Annotated in this window: 18 protein-coding genes and 5 pseudogenes; 10 read left to right on the forward strand and 13 right to left on the reverse strand. The window is 67.6% G+C overall.

From position 1 onward, the window contains the following. Window positions 1-98 precede the first annotated feature (98 nt). A complete protein-coding gene (locus AB0D59_RS04950; RefSeq protein ID WP_362560892.1) occupies window positions 99-338 on the forward strand; it encodes a hypothetical protein in 240 nt (79 codons plus the stop codon). Between the two features lie 460 nt (window positions 339-798). On the opposite strand, the gene AB0D59_RS04955 is transcribed toward AB0D59_RS04950, so the two are convergent. The 4 genes and pseudogenes from AB0D59_RS04955 to AB0D59_RS04970 form a co-directional block, all read right to left on the reverse strand. Next, on the reverse strand, window positions 799-1,890 hold the full coding sequence (locus AB0D59_RS04955) for a tyrosine-type recombinase/integrase (RefSeq protein ID WP_362560894.1): 1,092 nt from the start codon (window positions 1,888-1,890) through the stop codon (window positions 799-801). Beyond that, window positions 1,890-2,099, reverse strand: a complete 210-nt coding sequence (locus tag AB0D59_RS04960) for an excisionase family DNA-binding protein (protein ID WP_362560897.1) — start codon at window positions 2,097-2,099, stop codon at window positions 1,890-1,892. The genes AB0D59_RS04955 and AB0D59_RS04960 overlap by 1 nt, the downstream gene beginning before the upstream one ends. 2 nt (window positions 2,100-2,101) lie before the next feature. Beyond that, window positions 2,102-3,495, reverse strand: a pseudogene (repSA, locus tag AB0D59_RS04965) (replication initiator protein RepSA). A gap of 26 nt (window positions 3,496-3,521) precedes the next feature. Further along, window positions 3,522-3,725 carry a hypothetical protein gene (locus AB0D59_RS04970; RefSeq protein ID WP_362560898.1) on the reverse strand — a complete coding sequence of 68 codons (204 nt, stop codon included), beginning with the start codon at window positions 3,723-3,725 and terminating at the stop codon, window positions 3,522-3,524. A gap of 251 nt (window positions 3,726-3,976) precedes the next feature. Between AB0D59_RS04970 and AB0D59_RS04975 the strand changes: the two genes are divergently transcribed. Both AB0D59_RS04975 and lepB read left to right on the forward strand, forming a co-directional pair. Next, window positions 3,977-4,378, forward strand: coding sequence for a hypothetical protein (locus AB0D59_RS04975; RefSeq protein ID WP_362560899.1), 402 nt, complete (start codon window positions 3,977-3,979; stop codon window positions 4,376-4,378). A gap of 425 nt (window positions 4,379-4,803) precedes the next feature. Next, window positions 4,804-5,514, forward strand: a complete 711-nt coding sequence (lepB, locus tag AB0D59_RS04980) for a signal peptidase I (RefSeq protein WP_362560901.1) — start codon at window positions 4,804-4,806, stop codon at window positions 5,512-5,514. Window positions 5,515-6,469: 955 nt separating this feature from the next. Here lepB and AB0D59_RS04985 read toward each other — a convergent pair. Then, the gene (locus tag AB0D59_RS04985) at window positions 6,470-6,808 is read right to left on the reverse strand and encodes a hypothetical protein (protein ID WP_362560904.1); all 339 of its coding nucleotides are present in this window, start codon (window positions 6,806-6,808) and stop codon (window positions 6,470-6,472) included. A gap of 325 nt (window positions 6,809-7,133) precedes the next feature. Here AB0D59_RS04985 and AB0D59_RS04990 point away from each other — a divergent pair, with 325 nt between their 5' ends. Then, window positions 7,134-7,700 (forward strand): Uma2 family endonuclease, encoded by a 567-nt coding sequence (locus AB0D59_RS04990; protein WP_362560907.1) that lies wholly within the window; start codon window positions 7,134-7,136, stop codon window positions 7,698-7,700. A 336-nt stretch (window positions 7,701-8,036) separates the two neighbouring features. Here the strand turns inward: AB0D59_RS04990 and AB0D59_RS04995 are convergent, their stop codons facing one another. Next, window positions 8,037-8,804 (reverse strand): class I SAM-dependent methyltransferase, encoded by a 768-nt coding sequence (locus AB0D59_RS04995; protein WP_362560910.1) that lies wholly within the window; start codon window positions 8,802-8,804, stop codon window positions 8,037-8,039. Window positions 8,805-8,890: 86 nt separating this feature from the next. Beyond that, window positions 8,891-9,180: pseudogene (locus AB0D59_RS05000) on the reverse strand (tyrosine-type recombinase/integrase); the annotation flags it as partial. Window positions 9,181-9,261: 81 nt separating this feature from the next. Between AB0D59_RS05000 and AB0D59_RS05005 the strand changes: the two are divergent. Together AB0D59_RS05005 and AB0D59_RS05010 are read left to right on the forward strand one after the other, a co-directional pair. After that, window positions 9,262-9,513: a hypothetical protein gene (locus AB0D59_RS05005; RefSeq protein WP_362560913.1), complete on the forward strand. Its 252-nt coding sequence runs from the start codon at window positions 9,262-9,264 to the stop codon at window positions 9,511-9,513. A gap of 369 nt (window positions 9,514-9,882) precedes the next feature. After that, window positions 9,883-10,098, forward strand: coding sequence for a hypothetical protein (locus tag AB0D59_RS05010; protein ID WP_362560915.1), 216 nt, complete (start codon window positions 9,883-9,885; stop codon window positions 10,096-10,098). Between the two features lie 635 nt (window positions 10,099-10,733). Here AB0D59_RS05010 and AB0D59_RS05015 read toward each other — a convergent pair. Together AB0D59_RS05015 and AB0D59_RS05020 are read right to left on the reverse strand one after the other, a co-directional pair. Beyond that, window positions 10,734-11,576: an IS5 family transposase gene (locus AB0D59_RS05015; protein ID WP_362560917.1), complete on the reverse strand. Its 843-nt coding sequence runs from the start codon at window positions 11,574-11,576 to the stop codon at window positions 10,734-10,736. Window positions 11,577-11,865: 289 nt separating this feature from the next. Continuing rightward, the gene (locus AB0D59_RS05020) at window positions 11,866-12,726 is read right to left on the reverse strand and encodes an enoyl-CoA hydratase/isomerase family protein (RefSeq protein WP_362560920.1); all 861 of its coding nucleotides are present in this window, start codon (window positions 12,724-12,726) and stop codon (window positions 11,866-11,868) included. A gap of 155 nt (window positions 12,727-12,881) precedes the next feature. Between AB0D59_RS05020 and AB0D59_RS05025 the strand changes: the two genes are divergently transcribed. The 3 genes from AB0D59_RS05025 to AB0D59_RS05035 all read left to right on the forward strand — a co-directional run bounded on the left by AB0D59_RS05025 (window position 12,882) and on the right by AB0D59_RS05035 (window position 16,149). After that, window positions 12,882-13,499, forward strand: a complete 618-nt coding sequence (locus AB0D59_RS05025; RefSeq protein WP_362560922.1) for a TetR/AcrR family transcriptional regulator — start codon at window positions 12,882-12,884, stop codon at window positions 13,497-13,499. A 520-nt stretch (window positions 13,500-14,019) separates the two neighbouring features. Beyond that, the gene (locus AB0D59_RS05030; protein WP_362560925.1) at window positions 14,020-14,349 is read left to right on the forward strand and encodes a hypothetical protein; all 330 of its coding nucleotides are present in this window, start codon (window positions 14,020-14,022) and stop codon (window positions 14,347-14,349) included. A 723-nt stretch (window positions 14,350-15,072) separates the two neighbouring features. Beyond that, a complete protein-coding gene (locus tag AB0D59_RS05035; RefSeq protein ID WP_362560928.1) occupies window positions 15,073-16,149 on the forward strand; it encodes a pentapeptide repeat-containing protein in 1,077 nt (358 codons plus the stop codon). Between the two features lie 87 nt (window positions 16,150-16,236). Here the strand turns inward: AB0D59_RS05035 and AB0D59_RS05040 are convergent, their stop codons facing one another. The 4 genes and pseudogenes from AB0D59_RS05040 to AB0D59_RS05055 all read right to left on the reverse strand — a co-directional run. Then, window positions 16,237-17,175, reverse strand: a complete 939-nt coding sequence (locus AB0D59_RS05040) for a hypothetical protein (protein ID WP_362560929.1) — start codon at window positions 17,173-17,175, stop codon at window positions 16,237-16,239. Between the two features lie 368 nt (window positions 17,176-17,543). Further along, window positions 17,544-17,710, reverse strand: a pseudogene (locus tag AB0D59_RS05045) (transposase); the annotation flags it as partial. Then, a pseudogene (locus AB0D59_RS05050) lies at window positions 17,710-17,868 on the reverse strand (transposase); the annotation flags it as partial. The pseudogenes AB0D59_RS05050 and AB0D59_RS05045, both read right to left, overlap by 1 nt. A gap of 59 nt (window positions 17,869-17,927) precedes the next feature. Continuing rightward, a pseudogene (locus AB0D59_RS05055) lies at window positions 17,928-18,170 on the reverse strand (aldo/keto reductase); the annotation flags it as partial. Window positions 18,171-18,451: 281 nt separating this feature from the next. On the opposite strand from AB0D59_RS05055, the gene AB0D59_RS05060 reads away from it, so the two are divergent. Further along, window positions 18,452-18,955, forward strand: a complete 504-nt coding sequence (locus tag AB0D59_RS05060; RefSeq protein ID WP_362560932.1) for a hypothetical protein — start codon at window positions 18,452-18,454, stop codon at window positions 18,953-18,955. The last annotated feature ends 22 nt before the right edge of the window (window positions 18,956-18,977 follow it).

Consider the following 18,977-nt stretch of genomic DNA (forward strand, 5'->3'; position numbering starts at 1 on the left):
AGGCCCCAAGAATGAACGACTCCGTCAAGTACCGCACCCGGCCACGATACGGCGCTCACCCCACCCACAGGGCTTGACGATCAATAGGAGCATCAGCCATGTGCGAACTGGCGGGGTCCGAAGGCGCGTACGACACGGCCATCACACTCGGCGAGGAAGCCCTGGCCGTCCACCGCCAGACCGGCCATCGCCTCGGTGAAGCCCGCACCCTCGTGGCCCTCGGCCGCGCCCTCCACAAGACTAAGGACGCTGCCGCCGGACCTGCGAGGCACCAGGCGTTGGCCGTCTTCTCGGACGTCGGCGTGCCGGTGCAGGAGTACGGGGATCTCGACTGGTGACCCTTGCATGGCATGCCCGGAATCCTTCATGAAGATGCGGCTCTTCTGCGGGGAAGGCTGAGCCGGAAGAACGTCGGCCGGGGCCGAAGGCGGGGCCGCCAACACATGGCCCCGCACTTCGCGCGCAGCGGCGCAAGCAGCCGATTCGCCAGCAGACACATGCCTCCGCGGAACGGATTCAGCACACATAAGGCTGGGAATCCCGTGAACACGCGAGAACTACGGAGGGGTGTTTTCCCAGGCCAAGACCCCCCGCAGTCGACGTTTTCGCAGGTCACAGTCCTACCCGAAGAAAACTCCTAAAGCGGGTGTCGCAGGTTCGAATCCTGCCGGGGGCACACGACTAAGGGCCAGTTCAGAGGCATGATCCCCTCGAACTGGCCCTTTGCCGTGATCACGGCCGTGCCACACACGTGCCAGAAATGCCACCACGATGCCACGTCCCCACGCTCCTTGCGGATCACGAGCCGAGCCGATCGGCGATCTCGCGGTCACGGCCGTTGACCATGTGCTGATAGATCAGCGCCGCGCGGGGCGTGCTGTGCCCCATCCTGGTCATCAGCTCCCGCAGGCTCGCGCCGGACGCGGCGAGGGTGTTCCCCGTGTGCCGAAGATCGTGGAAGTGGGCATCCACCGTGACCCCGGCGTCCTTCCTGGCCTTGGTCCAGTCGTCGCGGAAGTTGCCGCGCCGCAGCCGACCGCCCTGGGGCCCGAGGAAGACATGCCCGTCACGACCACGCCCCGCGTAGGCGTCCAGGTGCCGCTTCACGTCCGGCAGGAGTTCGGTCGGGAAGGCCACCGGCCGGACCCCGGCATCGGACTTCGGCACCTTGTCGAAAAGAGCTCCCGTCTGCATTTCCGCCTGTGAGCGCCGGACCATGAGGGTCGCATTGTCCGTGTCGACGTCACGCCGGCGGAGCGATGCCTCCTCCCCGAACCGCAGGCCCGTGAAAGCCGCCAGGAGGACGAGCAGCCGGTAGCGCGGGGCGATCGCGTCGGCCAGGGCGAAGACTTCGGCCACCGTGAGGACGGGCCGCTCTGGCACGTCGTAGCGGTCGGCGCCCTTGATGCGGCACGGGTTGCGCCGGATCAGCTCATCATCAACGGCTGTGTTCAGGATCGCCCGCAGGATCTGATGCGCCTTCACCACCGTCGGCTCACCGGTCCGCGTCAGGCACTCCGTGCGCCAGGCCCGGACACGCGCCGTCGTGATCCAGGACAAGGGCCGCTCACCGAAGGTGGGCAGCAGGTGAAGCCTGATCACCGACTCGAGACGCTCGCACGAACGCGCCGCCAGCTTGCGGTCTTTGAGCCACGCCGTGGCGTACTCGCCGAAGTGGGCTTTGCCCGCGTCTGGGTCGTGCCACTGACCACGGGTGATTTCCGCTTCGATGTGGGTCAGCGCGATCTCAGCGTCGGTCTTGGTCGCGTACGTCTCTTCGGCACCCCGGAGCTGACCGGTGTTCGGGTTGGGGTAACGGGCCTGTCGGCGGCGGGACTTGACCTGTCGGACCGAGCCTAAGCGGCGACGCTTGCCCTGGTTGTTCGCCATCAGGCAACCCTCCTGAGCACGCCACGCTGAACGGTCACCGGCTGCACGGTGTGCTCAGCGACGTAGGCGGACAGCGCACTCTCGGGGATGCGGACGTGCCGCCCTACCTTGACGAAGGCGATACGGCGTTCCTCGATCAGGCGCCGAGGGAAGCGGACTCCCGTCCCGAGCACCTCGGCGACCTGATTCACGGTCAGGAGTCGGTCCATGGTCACGACTCCCCCTCGGTCTCAAGATCGGGCATATCGGCGAGCGCTTCGCGTGCGGTCTCTCGGTTCAGGCGGATCTCCTTGGCGATCGTTGCGGCCAGCCGGGACTCTCCCGGCGTGTGGCCTTGTCCGGCGTAGGTCCAGTGGGCGAGCACGAGAGTGGAGCCCTCCGAGTCGTCGAGGTCTTCGGGCAGGCCCCGTTCGCGGCGTTCCTGGCGTGCGCGGTAGTCGGCGCGGACCTGGCGGCGCTCGCTGAGGGTGGTGGAGTAGGCCCGCGACTTGGTCATGAAGTGCCCTCGGAAGCCGAGCATGTGAGCCCAGTCCCGCAGCTTGCGGTCCGGGTAGAGCGCGTGCAGGTCGAGGCAGGCTTCGATCAGTCGGCGAGGGTGGTCCGGGACGTCGAGCAGGGCGAGGGCTTCCTTGTTGCCGATCCGACGGTCAACGGTCTCGGTGGCTTCGGCCGCCTTGGGCGCGTACTTGGCGACGTAGGAGGCGACCGCCTGATCGGTCAGGTCAACCCCTTCCAGGCCGGCGATGTCCTGTACGTCGACCTGGGAGCCCCACCGCAGCACACGGGCCGGAACGTCCCCGGAGGCCGGGACCGGCACGGAGACACGTCCGGCAGCGGCGCGGATCGCGTCGTCCAGGAGAGCGACCGTGGCCCACGCCGGCGGAGGGGTGTCGGGCCCGTCGGGACCGTCCAGGCGCACCACCGCGTGGAAGTGCACGGCGCCCCGCTTCTGGAACTCTGCGACCTTGCCGAAGGAGACCCGCTCACCTCCTTCATGGCCGACTGGGTCAGGCCCGCACGGGCGGCGACCTCCCGGCGCAGGTAGATCGTGAACCGGCGCCACAGGTCGCCCGCGTGGTTGTTCCACAGCACCGCGCCCGCGTAGTCGTACCGCGCGGGGTCCAGGGACGTCCCCAGGGCGGGATTGTCCTTCGCGTAGGAGCTCCCGCAGCGGCACCGGCCGGACGCCGGGCGGTTGTGGACCGGCCCGAACGACGGAGCGGTGAGCGTGGCGAAGACACCGGGGTGCCGGCGGATCTCGCCAGGGATGCCCATCCGTGAGTAACCCGTGATCCCGGCCCGGATCAGGTGGTACACGTCCCCGGCGTACGTCCACGCGCAGGAAGGGCAGCGGGAGGCCCGCCGGTTGCCGCACGCAACCCGGAGCACGCCGCCCGGCTCGGAATCGGTCCGGTACGAGTAGAGGACGTCACCGCTCGCGCGGTCGCGGGTGACGGTCTGGCCCTGGAGCCGGATCGGGTGGGAGCAGCCGCCCGTACGGCGGACCTGCTCCTGCCAGTGGGCGAAGCCGGGCGAGTTCGCCACCCGCAGCAGGTCGGCCAGGGTCGAAGGCTCGGTGCCCAGAGAGGCCGCAGCACCGGCCACGGCCTCGGGGGCGACGGGGAACACCGTCACGCGGCGACCCCCAGCCGGACCAGGGAGACGACCGGGGCGGGCTGCGTCGAAGCGCCGAAGTGGCGAATTTTCGGGCAGAACACGTCAGCGTCGTGGGCCAGCACGCGCAGCCCGTCGACCGTGACGCGGGTCCAGGCCGGGGCGTTCGCACCGCAGCCGGGGCAGGCAGCCGACCGGGCTGGGACGTCGAGGAGGTCCAAGACCGGGGGGGAAGACGCTCATGCCGCCACCGCCAGCGGAGCCGAGGACGCGGCGACCAGCTCGGTCAGACGGGCGATCTGCGCGGCGTGCCGCCCCTTGGGCTTTGGCCCCTCTGCGCCTTCGGCGCCGGGGCCAAGCCTTGGGCCGCAGCGAGTGCGGGCCCGAGTCGAGAACGGTAAACACGCTGATGGGCCGGTTGGCTCCCGCGAATCGCTTGCGGTTCCTCCCGGACCTGCGGTGATACTCGGTCATGAGCAGAATCGCCGAAGTCGTCGTGTTGGCCAGTAGTGCAGAAGAGATCATGGAACCGCTGACCCGGCGAGACCCCAACCGTAAGTGGTCTGGACAATTCGCTGCTGCCGGGCATGGCTGGGTCGCCGAGTTCGTGCGACGGAGTAGCTGGGTCGGACTGCTGGAAGACCTGGAGTCGCAGCCGTGGCCCTCCCCGCACTCCGTACAGGTACTGATCCACGACGAGGAAGACGACTGCTTCGGCTTGTGGATGATGCACGACGGCCGACTGGTGGAAGTGCCGCTGCCGCGCACCAGTCGCTACTTCTGGCGAAACCACTACACGGGCGAAGTTGATGCAGACTGCCCCGGAATTCTCATGCGCACGGACAAGTCCGAGGGCTCGCCCGAAGGGGACTGAGTGCCGGCCGTCGAACTGTCCTGTCCAAGCAGGCCGCCCCGGGCTGCGGTACAGCAGTGAAGTACAGCAACCTCCGCACCCACGACCGACCGCCACCAGACCCAAGCACTCGACTGGCGTGCCTGACAGACCTCAGCGACCGCCCCACCCATGGTTCGCATCGAGGGGGCCCGAGCCGGTGTAGTTGCCAAAGCCCTCCCGGCCAAAGTCGCTCCGTCGACCGCGTAGCCTGCTGAGAGGCCCCGGATGGCGCGGCGGACGGGTTGGGGCGTGGAGGGTCATACCCAGCCCCGAGCCAGGCTGAGAGCTCCGGCATTCGGGAACTCCCGCTCGTTGTGACTGTGGTGGGCCCGGTGCTGTGCGCACAAGGGACCACTACGGACGCGGTGCGCCCGGAGCAGGGCGCAGGGGTGGGAGGCGTGGTTATGGAAGATCTTGTCGCTGGCGAACGGTCGAGATCCGGGGACGATCATGCCGACGACGAAGTGGCGGTCGAAGGCCGGCGGAAAGTGCGCTCCTTCTGGAAGGAGCTGCCGATCCTCCTCGGCATCGCGTTGGTGCTCGCGCTGGTCATCAAGACGTTCTTCGTGCAGGCATTCTCGATCCCGTCCGACTCGATGCAGAACACGCTACAGACGGGCGACCGCGTGCTGGTCGACAAGCTGACGCCGTGGTTCGGATCCAAGCCACAGCGCGGAGAGGTCGTCGTCTTCCACGACCCGGGAGGCTGGCTCCCTGGGAAGGCCGAGGAGCCGAACGCGGTGCAGAAGGTTCTCAGCTTCGTCGGCCTGATGCCGTCGGCGGACGAGAAGGATCTGATCAAGCGGGTTGTCGCGGTTGGCGGCGACACCGTGGAATGTTCGGGGAGTGGTCCTGTGAAGGTCAACGGGAAGGCGGTGGACGAACCGTTCATCTATCCCGGTAACACCCCCTGCGGCGACAATCCATTCGGGCCGATCAAGGTGCCGAAGGGGAAGCTCTGGGTCATGGGTGACCACCGCCAGGACTCTCAAGACTCCCGGTACCACCAGGACCTGCCCGGCGGTGGCACCATCGACGAGGATCAAGTCATCGGCCGGGCCTTCGTCATCGCATGGCCAGTCAGCCGGTGGGCGTCGCTGCCGGCATCGCGGTAGCAAGCATCGACCGTTCGCAGCGAGGGGGCCTCGGGGCGTGCCACTTCCGTGCCAGAACGGACGGGTACTCAAGGGGAATCGAGGTTCGCCAGGGTGCGTATCGCCCCGAGGCTGCCCAAGGCAGGACTTCCCAGGTCACGCCTGTGATCCCCCAACCTCGCTCCTAAAGCGGGTGTCGCAGGTTCGAAGCCTGCCGGGGGGCACCAGGCAAAACGGCCTGGACCGATCATGGTCCGGGCCGTTTTGACGGCACCATTTGACGGCAGTCGCCTCTACCTCGCCCAGTGCGGGCCCCTTCCCCCAACGGTGCTGGTGCACAACCAGCCGCCGAGGGAGCGAGCCGAAGCCCCTGGTTTCCATCGTCGGCGTGTTCTCTCTCAGCGGCCACTTCAATGCCCCGTACGCGGCACAGCCAGCGCGCCAGAGCGAACAGCGACGCGCCAGCGATGCCGCAGAGCTCCCACACCTGGGTCAAGAGTGCAGCGAGTCCATCGTCGCCGATGATGAAGATGGCCTGGCTTCCGACCGCCGTGGCAATGAACCGCGTTGGTTCGCGACGGCACGCGGAGGAGCCAGTCCACGGGCCGCCAGAAAGGGCGGGCATTGTCACGTGCTCTCAAGCGGATTGCAGCGAAGAGGAAGCCAACGGCGAGCGCCCGTTGCTGACCGGGCTCTAGCCCCGCGTTCATCTCGGGGTCGCCGGGCCAGCACAGCCGCCCACTCATCATGGAGGCCCGCCCAGAGCCCGCTAGCCTGAACGCAAAGGTCGTTGCCCGGGTGGCGAATCGAGTAGGTCTCCTGCTCCCTACGGTCGCCTCAAGTTCACGCTCGTCCGCACTTTCGTCGCGGCTGTCCAAAACCAACGAGTCGATCCATTGGGTAGCGCATTCCGTGAGCCGCTCGTAGTTGCCGCGATGATCGGCACAGCTGATCAGGTAGTGGTCGGGTGACAGCGCTACGAGCAGCGCGCGATATTGGGCGTTGAGGCGCCCAGGGGCGCAAACGTCGGGCCCCTTTCCGATTCAGGCCAGACCGAACTTCTCGGCGTGCGCCTGCCGCGCAGGACCCGCAGGTCTCGTAGGCCGGAGAGCACGGCCCTAGTCATGGCGGGCGGGCCGCAGACGTACACGTAGCGTTCGGTGATGTCGGGGACCAGCCGGTGCCGGTTGCCCGGGCCGAACGGCGCAGTGCCGCCCTGGCCGGTTCCGCCGGTGAGCAGGTGCAGCCGTCCGCCCCGTAGCGCGACCAGGTGGCGCACCTCGTTCAGTTGCACGGCGTCGGCGCCGCTGCCCACCCGGCACAGCACGACGACTCGCCGGGCGCCTCCTCCAGCATGGCCCGCACGGGCGTGATCCCCACACTCCCGGCGATCAGCAGGGTGCCGGTCCGGGTCCGGAGCAGCGAGGTGAACGCCCTGTACGGTCCCTCGACGAAGGGGCTGCTACCGACCGGGACGTTCCGCAGGCCGGCGCCGGTTCCTTCACTTGTCGTGGGCTCGCCGGTCGGATGCCGGCCGACGGGGAGGGGACGTGAGCGAGATCAGCATGCCGGACGGATGGCGGACAGTACGCTGAGTCCAGCGGGATCGGGCCCGCAGCACAGTGTCCGGGAGGTGCTTCATGACGGCCGAGATGGTGGCCCCGGCGTGGATGCATGAGCAGATCACGGCGGAGGAGTACGAGTCCTGGTCCGAGGAACAGTGCGCCGGCATCGAGATCGTGGACGGGATGGTCGTCGTGAGGCCGAGCGCGTCCAAGCGGCACAACCGGCTGGCCCGGATTCTGGCGAACGCCCTGGATGCCGCCGCGGGCCCGGAGTGGAACGCCGACACGGACTTCGACGTCAGGCTTCAGGACGTCCCGCTCACCAATCGCCGCCCGGACGTCGTCGTGTACCGCGCAGACACGATCGACATCACCCCGACCCGCCCTGAGCACGTGCTGCTGGTCGCGGAGGTGGTGTCGCCAGGCTCGGAGACCACCGACCGGATCGTGAAGGTCGACCAGTACGCCAAAGCAGGCATCGGCTTCTACTGGCGGATCGAGCAAGCCGCGACAGGCGTTCCTCTCGTGTACACCTACGTTCTCGACCCCGCGACGAAGACCTACCGGGAGGGAGACGTGTTCACCGGCGTCCTCAAGGTAGCGGCCCCCTTCCCGGTAGAGATCGACCTCGGCCAGCTCTGACCACGCCCTGCTCAGCAGTCGGCAGCGCGTGAGCGATGCGTGAGCGGACGGCCCGATACAGGGCGGCAGAGCCGGATCAAGTGGCTCGCCGTACGCTTCTGACCAGGGGAAACAGCACCGCGCGGTAGCGCCAGGCAGCCCCGGCAAGGATTCGATCCCACTCCTGAAGCGGGTGTCGCAGGTTCGAATCCTGCCGGGGGCACCAGGCAAAAGGCCCCGGACCGATCACGGGCCGGGGCCTTTGACATCTACTTCTGACATCAACGGGGGCGGTCACTGGCCTTCGGACCGCCTTCTTGCCGGTGCGGCAGGCGGTCCGAAGGGCGATGGGACCACCTACTTGGCTGCGCGCGCCACGAGCAGCGGCTGGAAGAACCCTGTCTCGTGCGGCATCCGCCACTCGGGGTCCACAAACCCGGCATCGGTCACGAGGCCGGTCAGCCGGTCCCGGCCGAGCGCCCAGTAGGCGGTCCGACGGACCTTGACGCGCCATTCTCCTCTGGTCGGCAGCAGTTGGAAGTGCTCCACGTCGTAGTGCTCGCCGTCCTCGTGCCAGTGCCAGAGCTGGAAGGTGACGGTCCGTTCTCCTCCGTCAGCGGGCTGGTGGACCTGTGGAGGCGCCGAAGCGGGTCGGCTGCGCAGCAGGTCATCGTAGGAGCGCGTGCTGAGCAGCAGCAGTCCGGCAGGACCCAGCACGCGGCGCATATCCGCCAGGGCGGCGTGGACGTCCTGCTCCGTCAGCAGATGGGGCAGGGCGTTGTCGGCGCAGACGACGGCGTCGAACCGGCCGTCGGAAAACGGCAGGCGTCGCATGTCGGCGGCGGCCGTGCGCAGGGGCACATTGCGGTGAGCGGCTTCCCGGGCGGCGCGGGCGACGGCGCGAACGCTGAGGTCCGTGCCCGTTACGCGATGCCCGCGCAGCGCGAGACCGATGGCCTGCGTGCCGATGCCACAGGAGCAGTCGAGCACTGACGCGTTGTCCTGGCCTATCAGGCCGTCCAGGGCGTCTCCCTGCCGGCGGATGCCTGCGTCCCAGTCTGCATAGATCAGGTGGTAGTCGTCGGCCAGGTCGTCATAGAAATGTGCCACCGAGGTCTCGGACATGGACCGAGGCTACTGTGCGTGAGGCCCAGCGCAAGGGCCCCGTACCGATCACCGTCCGGGGCCCTGGACGCGGCTAACGCCGGTGGTCAATGACGACCGGGGCGCCTCCTGAGCAGGCGGTCCATGTGGCTCATGGCTTCGCGCTGGGTGTCCTGGACGACGTGCGTGTATACGTCCATGGTGATGCTGATCCGGGAGTGGCCGAGGATCTCCATCACGACGATGGGCGCGACTCCGGCCGCCGTGAGGAGGGTTGCGGTGCCCCGCCGAGCATCGTGCAGCCCGATGACTCGGAGCCGGCGGACTCAGCGACGCGGGTGAAGGATCGATAGAGGTTGCGCGGCTCGACGGGGTGGCCGGTGCGAGTGGCGAAAACGCAGTCGGAGTGGTGCCACTTCAGTTGATGCTTGAGGGTCCGGCGTCTCTCTTGGGCTGGACCTCAGGCATGCTCATCTGCATGAGTGCCTACAGCAGCGACCAGGGCTTGAACGTCAGCGACGCCACCGGGACCGGCGTCGAGGTGGACGTGGCAACCAACCTGCTGAACGGCACCGTCCGGCTGTCAGTGCTCTGGACCGATGAGATCTACCTACGTCCGGATGACGCTGAACATGTGGCCCATGCCTTGCTACGAGCTGCCGATCACGGCCGTCGCATCGCCCAGCAACGAAGCTCAGGACCGGACAGCAGTACCGCTGCCAGCCAGTGAGTTACAACTTTCTCTACTGGTTCAAGCCCCGGCTGCGCTCCGCTCCGCAGGGCGGGTAGGGCCGTGGCCATGGGGTGATCACCGCAGAGCGGCAGCCGGTCACAGCAGTGCCTCCGGCGGGGGCGCTCGGACTCCGAGATGGCCGGGGGACCGTACGCGAGTGCCGGCCGTAAGTGGCGTGCGCGGGGTGCTCCCATCCCGTCCGCCGTCGACCCAGGCAGAGCCGAGCAGACGCGGCCCCTGGCGTCCAGGTCGTTCGTACAGCGGCGCGCTCCACCTGGACGCCATGAACCACGCCCGCTCCGTCGTCAGTTCGATCACTGTCCTGAGTGTTCGCCATCACCAGCGCACAGAACCGGGGGAATCATCATGATCGAGCTTGGCATTCTGTTTGGTCTCATGGTGGCGGCAGTGCTGGCCTTGATCTTTGTACTCCTGCGACGAGGAAGCGGCAGCACGGAGAACGTTGACGGACTCCTCATCGAGCAAGCACGGCGGGGACAGGCGCACAACGACCGAGTGACCTACAGCGCGGGCGCAGTAGACCGCACCTTGCCAACCGGGCGCGACGACTATCGCCCCTAGGCGCGGACACCGCAGTACAGCCCGAGGTACAGCAACCATGGCGACCGCAGGTGACCACCCCGAGCCGTTACCGTCCCCTTGACCAGGCCGGGAGACCTCAGCGACCGTCCCGCCCGTAGTTCGCATCGAGGAGTCGTGGCGCGGTCCGCGGGCCGTGCCACACCCGTGCCAGAACGGACGGGGACTCACGGTGACTCGCGGTACACCGGGGCCAGTTGCCCTGGATGTTGACCAAGCCAGGGGACCCGCAGGTCACGCCCGTGATCGCCCAACCTCGCTCCTGAAGCGGGTGTCGCAGGTTCGAATCCTGCCAGGGGCACAGAGAGAAGGGCGCCTACGGATGACCGTAGGTGCCCTTTTGCGTCCAGGTCTGCCGACCGGCTCACCCGGTGGACACGACACGGGCGCCAGGGGCCTGGCGGATGTCGACCCGGGTCTGACTGCCTCGTCAACGCCGTGGAGGTACCTGCGCCCCTCGCCCCGACCCTGGCCTCCAGGCCGCGAAGGCTGCTTCCGCCAAGGCGTCCCAGTGTCACGACGACACCCTGCTGCCGATCGACCAGATCGCCGCGGACCGCAACGGGTCCCCCGAACAGAGGCTCCCGTCGTTAGAGGTGGCGCGGAAAGGGGTGCGGTCACGGTCGGCGGTTCGGGCGTTCGTCCCAGCGGCGAGTCATCCATGCTCGCCGGATCAGGCTGTGCACGGTGATGATCGTGTCGGTGAGGTCGAAGAATGCGTTGACGACGGGGGCGCGCCGCTCGTAGCAGCGGGCGAGCCGGTGGAAGGCGTTCTGCCATGCATGGGTGCGTTCGACGTGCCAGCGCTGACTGGCCTGGATGGGCGCCTTCTCGCCTTTGTGCGCGATGTGGCCGTGCAGGCCGCGTTCGTCGAGCATCGTGCGGGTCTTGTTCGAGTCGTAGCCCGCGTCCAGGTGGACGGTGACCTCGTCGGGCAACGGACCCAGGTCGTCCAGGCGGTCCAGGGTCGGGGCGAGCAGTGGGGAGTCATGGCAGTTGGCGCCGGCCAGAACACGACCCAGTGGAATGCCGTATCCGTCCGTCATGCCCGAGCGTTTCAGGCCCTGTTTGCCGCGGTCGACCGGGGAACGCCCGGCCACCTCACCGCCTCCTGGAGCTTTGGTGATGGAGCCGTCTACGGCGATCTGGTCGAGGACGAGACCGACGATCCGGTCGTAGGCGTCGAGCGCGATCTGCTTGAGTCTGGCGAAGACGCCCAGTCGTATCCATTCGTCGCGGCGGCTGCGGATCGTGGTGGCGGAGCACGTTGTGTCGGCGATCGCCTCGTAAGAACAGCCGAAGCGCAGCAGTTGGAGCATCTCGTCGAAGATGATCCGGTCGCTGATGCGTCGGCGGTGGCAGCCAAGTGGATGGTCCGGGTGGTATTCCGGCCGCTCGGGCAGCAGGACCGCGAATTGGTCCCAGAGCGGCTCGGTCAGCCATGATGGAAGCGCAGGCACAGGACTCCTCGGTGATCACAGAGCGTCAGCAACTCCATGATCAACGGGACCTGTGCCCACTCGGCTACCTACCTCCCCAACCGCGCCTAGCCGCGCGGCCGAACAGCGTTGTCAAGCTTACGGCTACTTGCTCCATCCACTCCCCTGCCCGCCGTTTCCGGCGCTTCAGCCGGTCGTGTTCCCGACAAGCCCCGCGAACCACGACCTGACCACTCGACAACGAGCGTGCCGGCAATGGCTGAGGAACTCCCACGAAGCCTCTGCGCACGGATGGCGAGAGCTTGGGCACTCAGATGCTGTTGGCGATGCGCTCGTGGTCCCGTTCGCCCTCGCGGGTCTGGATACCAGCCGCGAGCAGCTTGTGGGCGAGCTCGGTGACCTCATCGCCGAACGCCGCAAACAGGCCCTCGTTCTCAACGGCATACGCCGCGTGAGGAATGGGCTGCGCGACCGCGTCGACCGCAGCCTTGGTGACGGAGAGCACCTCCGGCCGCAGGCCGGCGATCCGTCGGGCAAGAGTGTCGACGAAGGAATCGAGTTCTGCGGCGGGCAGCGCACGGTTGATCAGACCGTACCGTTCCGCGAGCTCCGCGCCCACGAGTTCGGCGCCGAGGATGAGCTCCAGCGCGCGGGCCCTGCCCGCCAGGCGCGTCATGTTCACCGTGCCGCCGCCCCCTGGGAGGATCCCCATCAAAGACTCCGGCTGCCCCTGCCCCGACTTGCCGATCGCCGCGAATCGCATGTCCAGGTACATGAAGAACTCGTTGCCCGCGCCGCGCGCGAAGCCCGCCAGCTTGCCGATGGTGACCTGCGGCAGCGAGCGGACCTCCTCGCTCATCGCCTGGAGGATGTTCAGGCCCTCGGGGATGGCCGAGTCCGGTGCGGCCGCGATCGCAGCGCGAGTGGCTGCAGGCAGCGCGTCAGGGTCGGTGAGGTAGGCCATGTCACCGTGCGCAACGAAGAACTCCGGGTCAGCACTCTCGAAGACAATGACGCGGACGTCGGCGTCGTCGCGCACACGCGCGACGAATGCCCGGAGTGACGGCAGGAGGACCGCGTCCATCAGATTGAGCGGCGGGTGATCGATTGTCACCGTCGCGACCCCGTCCGAGACGTCGATCGTCAGGGCGGGAAGGTCTTCGTAGCTCATGAGGTGGCTCCATTTCGCGGTAAGGGGACGGCCCGTGAACGGGCCGCTTGCTGGGGCCGGCGTCGCGAATCTCAGCATCGCGACTGACACCGAGTGTCAGGTTAGAAACCTGTACCCGAAGAAGCAAACGAGTGTGTCGGAGTACACTCGTCCCCATGAGCGAAGCGCGAGTCGGTACCCGTGAGATCAGCCGCCACGCGGTGCGAGCAGAGCTGGCCCGCGTCGCGTTCAACCGGTTCTGCCTCACCGGCTTCAACCAGGTCACCTTCGCCGACCTCTCCGAAGCCGCCGGGGTGTCGCGGAGCACCTTCCTGCGCTACTTCGGCACCAAGGAAGACGTGGTCCTGTTCGTCTTCGACCCTGTCGGTGACGTCATCGCCGACGCCCTCGATGCCGGCCGGGCCAACCAGGACGACTGGGAGAGGCTGCGCAACGCCCTGGAGTCAGCCGTGACGTTCCTCGTGCGCGACGTCCAGGAACTCGTGACGATCCTCGGCCTCATCGATGAGACCCCAGCCCTTTGCGCACGGCTCCGGGAGAAGCAGGCCGAATGGCGACCAGGGATCGTTGCCCGACTCCAGGAGACAGCTTCCTCGGCCGACGGGCCAGCGGTTATCGCCAACGTTCGCGTTGCGGCGGCGCTCGAATGCTTGTGGATCGTCCTCGGACAGTGGAGTGCGAGCGGCGGCCAAGAAGACCTCGGCACACTGCTGGACGGTGCGTTCGCCGCCTTCTCGATCCCGGCATGCCGGCAGTCGGACGCTCCGTTGTAAAGGGCCGAGACGGCGGCTTCCTCGGAGGTGCCGAAGCGGCCGAAAGGAGTGGTCGATCCGGCGGCGGTGATCGCGTCGGCGGAGTCCAGTCCCGGCCGCGAGTGCAGGAGTGGGGTGTCGATCCGGCCGAAGCGGACGGTGTCCACGCGCAGCCGTGCGGGGCCGCCGAGGCCCCCACAGCGCCTATCTGCGCGACCTCTTACTGAAGCCATTGGGCCGTTCGAAGGAGTCGAGGCAGCGAGAGACAGCCAAGAGTGTCACGGACCGTCAGCTGCTTTTCCCCGCTCTCAGCGTGATTCCAAGCTAGGACAGGGCCGGCGCCCAGGCCCCTCCCTCGTATCGATGGCCCATACAAGGGAGAGTTATGGATATATCTGCATTTAGTAATGTGAATCGTGTCCTTGGTCTGGTGTCGCCGTGGAGGGCCACAGTGTGGGGCCTCGGCACCGAGCCGGGAATTACGGATTGCATGCCCGGCCCCAACCAGGGTCGGTATGCACGAACGTGAGGTGACAGATTCATGTCTGTTTCTCGTACGACGGTCCGCCTGATCGCCACCTGTGTGGCTTCGGGCGCACTCGTCGGCGCGGCCGCCATGCCGGCCCTGGCCGCCGGAGCCGGCCACGACCGCGACAACGGGAGGGGTTACTCGCACAGTCACAGGAGCGACCACGACCACGACGGCCACTTCGGCGACCATGACCGGGGCCGGGGCCGAGGCTGGGACCGCGACCGCGACCGGGGTTGGGACCGGGGCCGCGACCGCGACCGCGACCGGGACCGGGGCGTGCACCACGGCTGGTACAGCGACCGGCACCGGGATCAGGACCGCTACCTCGGCCACCGCTAGCCCGCTTTGGAGGCTGTGCTGTGACGCGGAGATACACGCCCTCTGTCACCCGTCGTCATAGCCGGCACGTCCGCTGCACCCAGCCGGAAGGCCGAAGACCGGTCCTTGCGGCCATCGGCCCTCCGGCCACATGTCGCACCCTGCGGTCGTTGCCCAGATACCGCACCACCCACGTCCAGTAGCGGCCGGCCTTCCAGGGAAGCAGCGCGACGAAATCGCCGTCAGTGACCGATCCGTGGAGGGCTACGGATCAGAAGGCTTCTGGCATCCACGGCTGACATCAACGAGGCCGGACGGCGGCAACCACCAGCGCTCCCGCACGACCGTCGGACCAGCCGCCGACGACCCCAGGAGTGGGCGTGGATCGAACCCCTAAAGCACCCCTAAAGCCCCCTAAAGCGGGTGTCGCAGGTTCGAATCCTGCCGGGGCACCAGGCGAAAGGCCCCGGACCGATCATGGTCCGGGGCCTTTTGACGGCCAGGGTCAGACGGCAGTCACCTCGGCGCACGCCATGCCCGACGTCAGCACGGACTCATGGCGGTGAGGCCGTCACTCCATTGAGCCCGCTCACCGGGCGGCATCATCGCGTACGAGCGGCGTCCAGCCGGTGCCGTGACCACATAGCTTCGCCGGGTTCGGCCTTGCTCTAGGATCCGATGGCTATGGGGGGATCTGTTCATCGCCGCTGGCGTGTAACTCGCGCGGTCGCCATAGCGTCGGTCGTGGCGGCCGCACTGGCCGTGCTGTTCGTCGTGCTCCTGGTCCTTCCAGGCATGGTGGTGGACCACGACGTCGCCGGCGCCCACCTCGCCGCCGCGGACCGGATGAACGCAGTGAACAACGTGCGTACCACGCTCCTGCAGGCGATCGGTGGCGCAGTCGTCCTGTTCGGTGCCTACGCCACCTGGCGGCAGTTGCGTGTCAGCCAGGACGCGCTGAACGCCACTCGGGAGGGCCAGGTCACCGATCGCTTCAGCCGGGCCGTGGAACAGCTCGGCAGCGACAAGCTGGACGTGCGGATTGGCGGCCTCTACGCACTGGGGCGGATCGCGGACCATTCCGCCCGTGACCACGAGGCGGTCATCTCGATCATGGCGGCGTACCTTCGGACGCACCTGCCGTGGCCGGCGCAGGAGCCGGGAGCTCCGGCGGCGGACGTGTCGATCAACTCAGTGCGCCCGCTGGAGACCCGTGCCGCCGATGCTCAGGTGGCGCTCACCTGCCTGGGAGTGCTTGGCCAGGAACGCAGCCCGGGGTGGGTCAACGTCAGCTTCACCGACCTTCGTCGAGCCGACTGCGACGGGCTGTGGCTGAACGGCGTCAACCTCGACGCCACGTGCTTGGAAGCGGCGAGCGTGTATCAGGTCAACCTGAGCGGGGCGTCACTGATCGAGGCCAACCTGCGGCATGCCGAACTCGGGACGTCGATACTCCATCAGGTCCGGTGTCTCGATGCCGATCTGCGCGGCGCGCGCCTGGTCAAGGCCGACCTGCGGGAGGCGGACTTCTCCGGTGCGGACCTCAGGGAGGCGAACCTGCGCAAGGCTCGGGCCCATGGGGCGGTGTTCGTCCGTGGGGATCTGCGATTGGCCGATCTGCGGGGCTGCGACCTCGGCGGCGCCGACCTGCGGCACGCGAGACTCGAAGGCGCACTGGCGAGCGACCTGACCATCTGGCCGAACGGCTTCGACATCGACGCGGCTGGCCTCGTCATCACCGAGGATCCAGGCGCCGAACCCGACGTTCTGCTGCCGGCTGCCGCGATCACGAGGCCAGTCCCGCCCCTGATGTCGGCCTGATGCTTGGTTCGCCTTCATCGCATGGGATTGATCAGGCCGCCGAGTCGGCGGTGCGTCCGCCCCAGCGGATGCGCAAGCGCCCGCCGTCTACGATCCGCCGTCGAAGAAGCCGGACTTCAGGTCCCCGATGGTGGCGTCGAGTGGATGCCCACTGACAATGAACGGTCCGCTCCAGGGCGCGCTGAGTGCGAAGAGCAACGCCAGGCTCAGTCCGACCACGCTCGCAACACCTACGATCAGCAGTGACGTTCGCAGGCTGCTGCGGAAGACCAGCGCGCCGGAGTTCACGATCAAGGCCAGTCCACTGACCACAAGCGTGACGACGTAGAGCGCGGGAACGTCGCGCGAGGCGGCCGCAACGCGGGCGCGACGACTACTGGTGACGCCGTCCAGGGAAACCACCAGCTCCGTGCCTGTCGTGGTTCCCACCTCGGGCCGGGCCGCCTCGGTGCGCACACTCCGCTCCAGCCGTGCGATCGCGCGAGCGGTGGCCGGGTCGTCACCGGACGCCGCTGCTGTACCCGCCCACTCCCTGGCACGCGTGGTCTGCAAGTAGTCCAGCAGTGCCGCATGGATCGGCTCCGACGGGACTTGGGGACTTGTCGCCGCCCATGCAAGGCGGGAGGCCGCGGCTGCCTCGTCGCTCACCAACCCCTCGGCTGCGCGTAGGTAGCCGGCCTCGCTGGCCAGTGAGAGTGCCGCGAAGATCGCGAAGGCAGCGCCGAGTGTCGGCATCAGGGGCGTGGCGATCTGCGGCACCCGATCCCGTTCCTCGACCGGCACGAGCATCCGGACGCCGACCCGCGCGACGGCCGCGACCAGTAAGGCAAGCAAGAGCCCGCCCACAACCAGCACCACCGCCGGCAGCGAGGTCAACCAGTTCACCACATCACCTACACCGCGTCCCGCGAGCGCCCCACGGCGGCGGTACAACGGCCCCGCGACCTGGAGCTCCTCGTCGATCACTTTTAATGAACGCTCCATGATCACAGGCCGAAGACCTGTGACGCTCGCGACGCCCGGCACGGCATCTCCTTTCGTTGGCCAAACAGCCGAATACGGCCCGGTACGAGGCTGTACTGACAATGGCCGTCGCGCCCGTCTCGCTTTCCCTCTCATTCAGCCTCGTTCAACGCCGTTCAGCCGAGACCGGAAGCCGAGCCCAGTCCGGTGGCGCGCCACCCATGAACGCAGGTGAACGCCCCCGTACACACACCCACGCCCAACCAACACAGTTGGAAAGCGTGCGTCGGCTCACTCATGGCCGGCCGACTCGGTGTGGGCGCGTTGTCAGAGGCTGGTGGCATCGTGCCCGCATGGACGTGATCTTTGATCTTCCCGAACCGGAGACACCAGAAGAAGCCGGTTTCTGACTCGATCAGGTGGAGGCGGGCCTTGGCCAGCAGGTCGAGTCCCATGTAGCGGCGGGCCTCGGTCCACTCGTCGTTCTGCTCGGCAGGACCGCGCCGACGAGCCGGATCACGGCGGTGCGGTCGGGGAAGATGCCGACCACGTCGGTGCGGCGGCGGATCTCCTTGTTCAGCCGCTCCTGCGGTTCGGAGCGGGAACGTCCCGCCAGGCAATGCCTTTGGGCAGCACGTAGACGATCCCGGCCGGCGCGACCCGATCCGGCACGCGAAGCCGGCCGGGGTGCCGATTCCTGTGCTTTGGCTGTGGCGGAATTAGCGGAGCTGTGTATTCCCCCAGAGCCTCAGAAACAGATCATCAGGCACCTGGCAGACTCTGCCTACGAGGATCGCCCACCGCCATTCGAAGACCCGGATATCGAGCGCCGACAGTTTGTCGTGGTTCGGCCAGGCGGTGGCGCCGTCGACGCCCATGTTACGGCCGTTGACCCACTCGTACACATTCGCCGTGCCGAAGAAATTCAGGCCAGCGTCCAGCGCCGCGTCCATGACGGCGTGACTGTCGGTTTCGTCCGCCTGCGGTCCAAAGTCCCTGGTCCCGAGGACCAGCCTGGCGGCCCCGAGCCCCGTGCGTCCGAGCTGCGCGTACTCCATCCACCCCGGCCAACGCCCTCGCGTCCGCTCGGAGGCGAGGGCCCCACTCGCCCACTCGCCCACTCGCCCACTCGACAAATATCCCATGCATCCATCCAGTGGTCATCTGACCACATACTTGGATACTGCACCCTCACCTGCGTAACAAGCGAAACAGCCGTCAGCAATCGCATTGACGGTTGACTAATTTATGGTTACCTTTTGGCTGGTCGTTGGTGATCCAGTTTTCACGGGGGGAGCGGCTTTCGGCATGAAATTGCCGCGCCCGAAAGGAGGGTGCGGTGTTTTTCCGTGCTCGAAATCTGCTTTTTGCAGGGCTGGCCGTATTGCTGGGAGCGGCGATAGCCGTTCCCATCGCCGTCGCCGATGATTCCTCGGCCTCGGCGGCGGACACTCCGCCCGTCGCGGTGGAGCAGTTCTCCTATCCCGGCGCGGCGGGCATTCTCACGTCGGAGGGCATCGAGCTGAAAAAGGGTGACGGGCACATCCTGCTCGCCACCTGCGACGGCTCCGCCGACCAGATCCGGGTCTACACCGTGGCGGACAGCACCGTGGGCCGCAAGGGCGACTACTGCTTCAAGGCCACGGCCACGTCCGGCTATCTCACGCTCTCGCTGCCCCGCGTCTTCGCCCTGGAGACCGGTGACCACCCGATCAGCGCCGACCTCACCGCGAACGGCGCCACGACCACCGTCGATGTCGCCGAGGGCGGCTTCGAGAGCGTCGGCGAGGGCACCTCGGGCGGCGCCCGTTCCGTGCTCGTCGAGATCCGTGTCACAGGCTGACCCGGCCGTGCCCAGCGTCAAG

The organism is Streptomyces sp. NPDC048417 (assembly GCF_040651615.1).
Lineage (GTDB): Bacteria > Actinomycetota > Actinomycetes > Streptomycetales > Streptomycetaceae > Streptomyces.

What these genes read in the sequence shown, in the direction of transcription:
- lepB (WP_362560901.1), top strand. Translation starts at nt 4,804, where the DNA reads ATGGAAGATCTTGTCGCTGGCGAACGGTCGAGATCCGGGGACGATCAT.
- AB0D59_RS04955 (WP_362560894.1), bottom strand. Translation starts at nt 1,890, where the DNA reads ATGGCGAACAACCAGGGCAAGCGTCGCCGCTTAGGCTCGGTCCGACAG.
- AB0D59_RS05005 (WP_362560913.1), top strand. Translation starts at nt 9,262, where the DNA reads ATGAGTGCCTACAGCAGCGACCAGGGCTTGAACGTCAGCGACGCCACC.
- AB0D59_RS04950 (WP_362560892.1), top strand. Translation starts at nt 99, where the DNA reads ATGTGCGAACTGGCGGGGTCCGAAGGCGCGTACGACACGGCCATCACA.
- AB0D59_RS04960 (WP_362560897.1), bottom strand. Translation starts at nt 2,099, where the DNA reads ATGGACCGACTCCTGACCGTGAATCAGGTCGCCGAGGTGCTCGGGACG.
- AB0D59_RS04975 (WP_362560899.1), top strand. Translation starts at nt 3,977, where the DNA reads ATGAGCAGAATCGCCGAAGTCGTCGTGTTGGCCAGTAGTGCAGAAGAG.
- AB0D59_RS04990 (WP_362560907.1), top strand. Translation starts at nt 7,134, where the DNA reads ATGACGGCCGAGATGGTGGCCCCGGCGTGGATGCATGAGCAGATCACG.
- AB0D59_RS05030 (WP_362560925.1), top strand. Translation starts at nt 14,020, where the DNA reads ATGTCTGTTTCTCGTACGACGGTCCGCCTGATCGCCACCTGTGTGGCT.
- AB0D59_RS04995 (WP_362560910.1), bottom strand. Translation starts at nt 8,804, where the DNA reads ATGTCCGAGACCTCGGTGGCACATTTCTATGACGACCTGGCCGACGAC.
- AB0D59_RS05020 (WP_362560920.1), bottom strand. Translation starts at nt 12,726, where the DNA reads ATGAGCTACGAAGACCTTCCCGCCCTGACGATCGACGTCTCGGACGGG.
- AB0D59_RS05025 (WP_362560922.1), top strand. Translation starts at nt 12,882, where the DNA reads ATGAGCGAAGCGCGAGTCGGTACCCGTGAGATCAGCCGCCACGCGGTG.
- AB0D59_RS05010 (WP_362560915.1), top strand. Translation starts at nt 9,883, where the DNA reads ATGATCGAGCTTGGCATTCTGTTTGGTCTCATGGTGGCGGCAGTGCTG.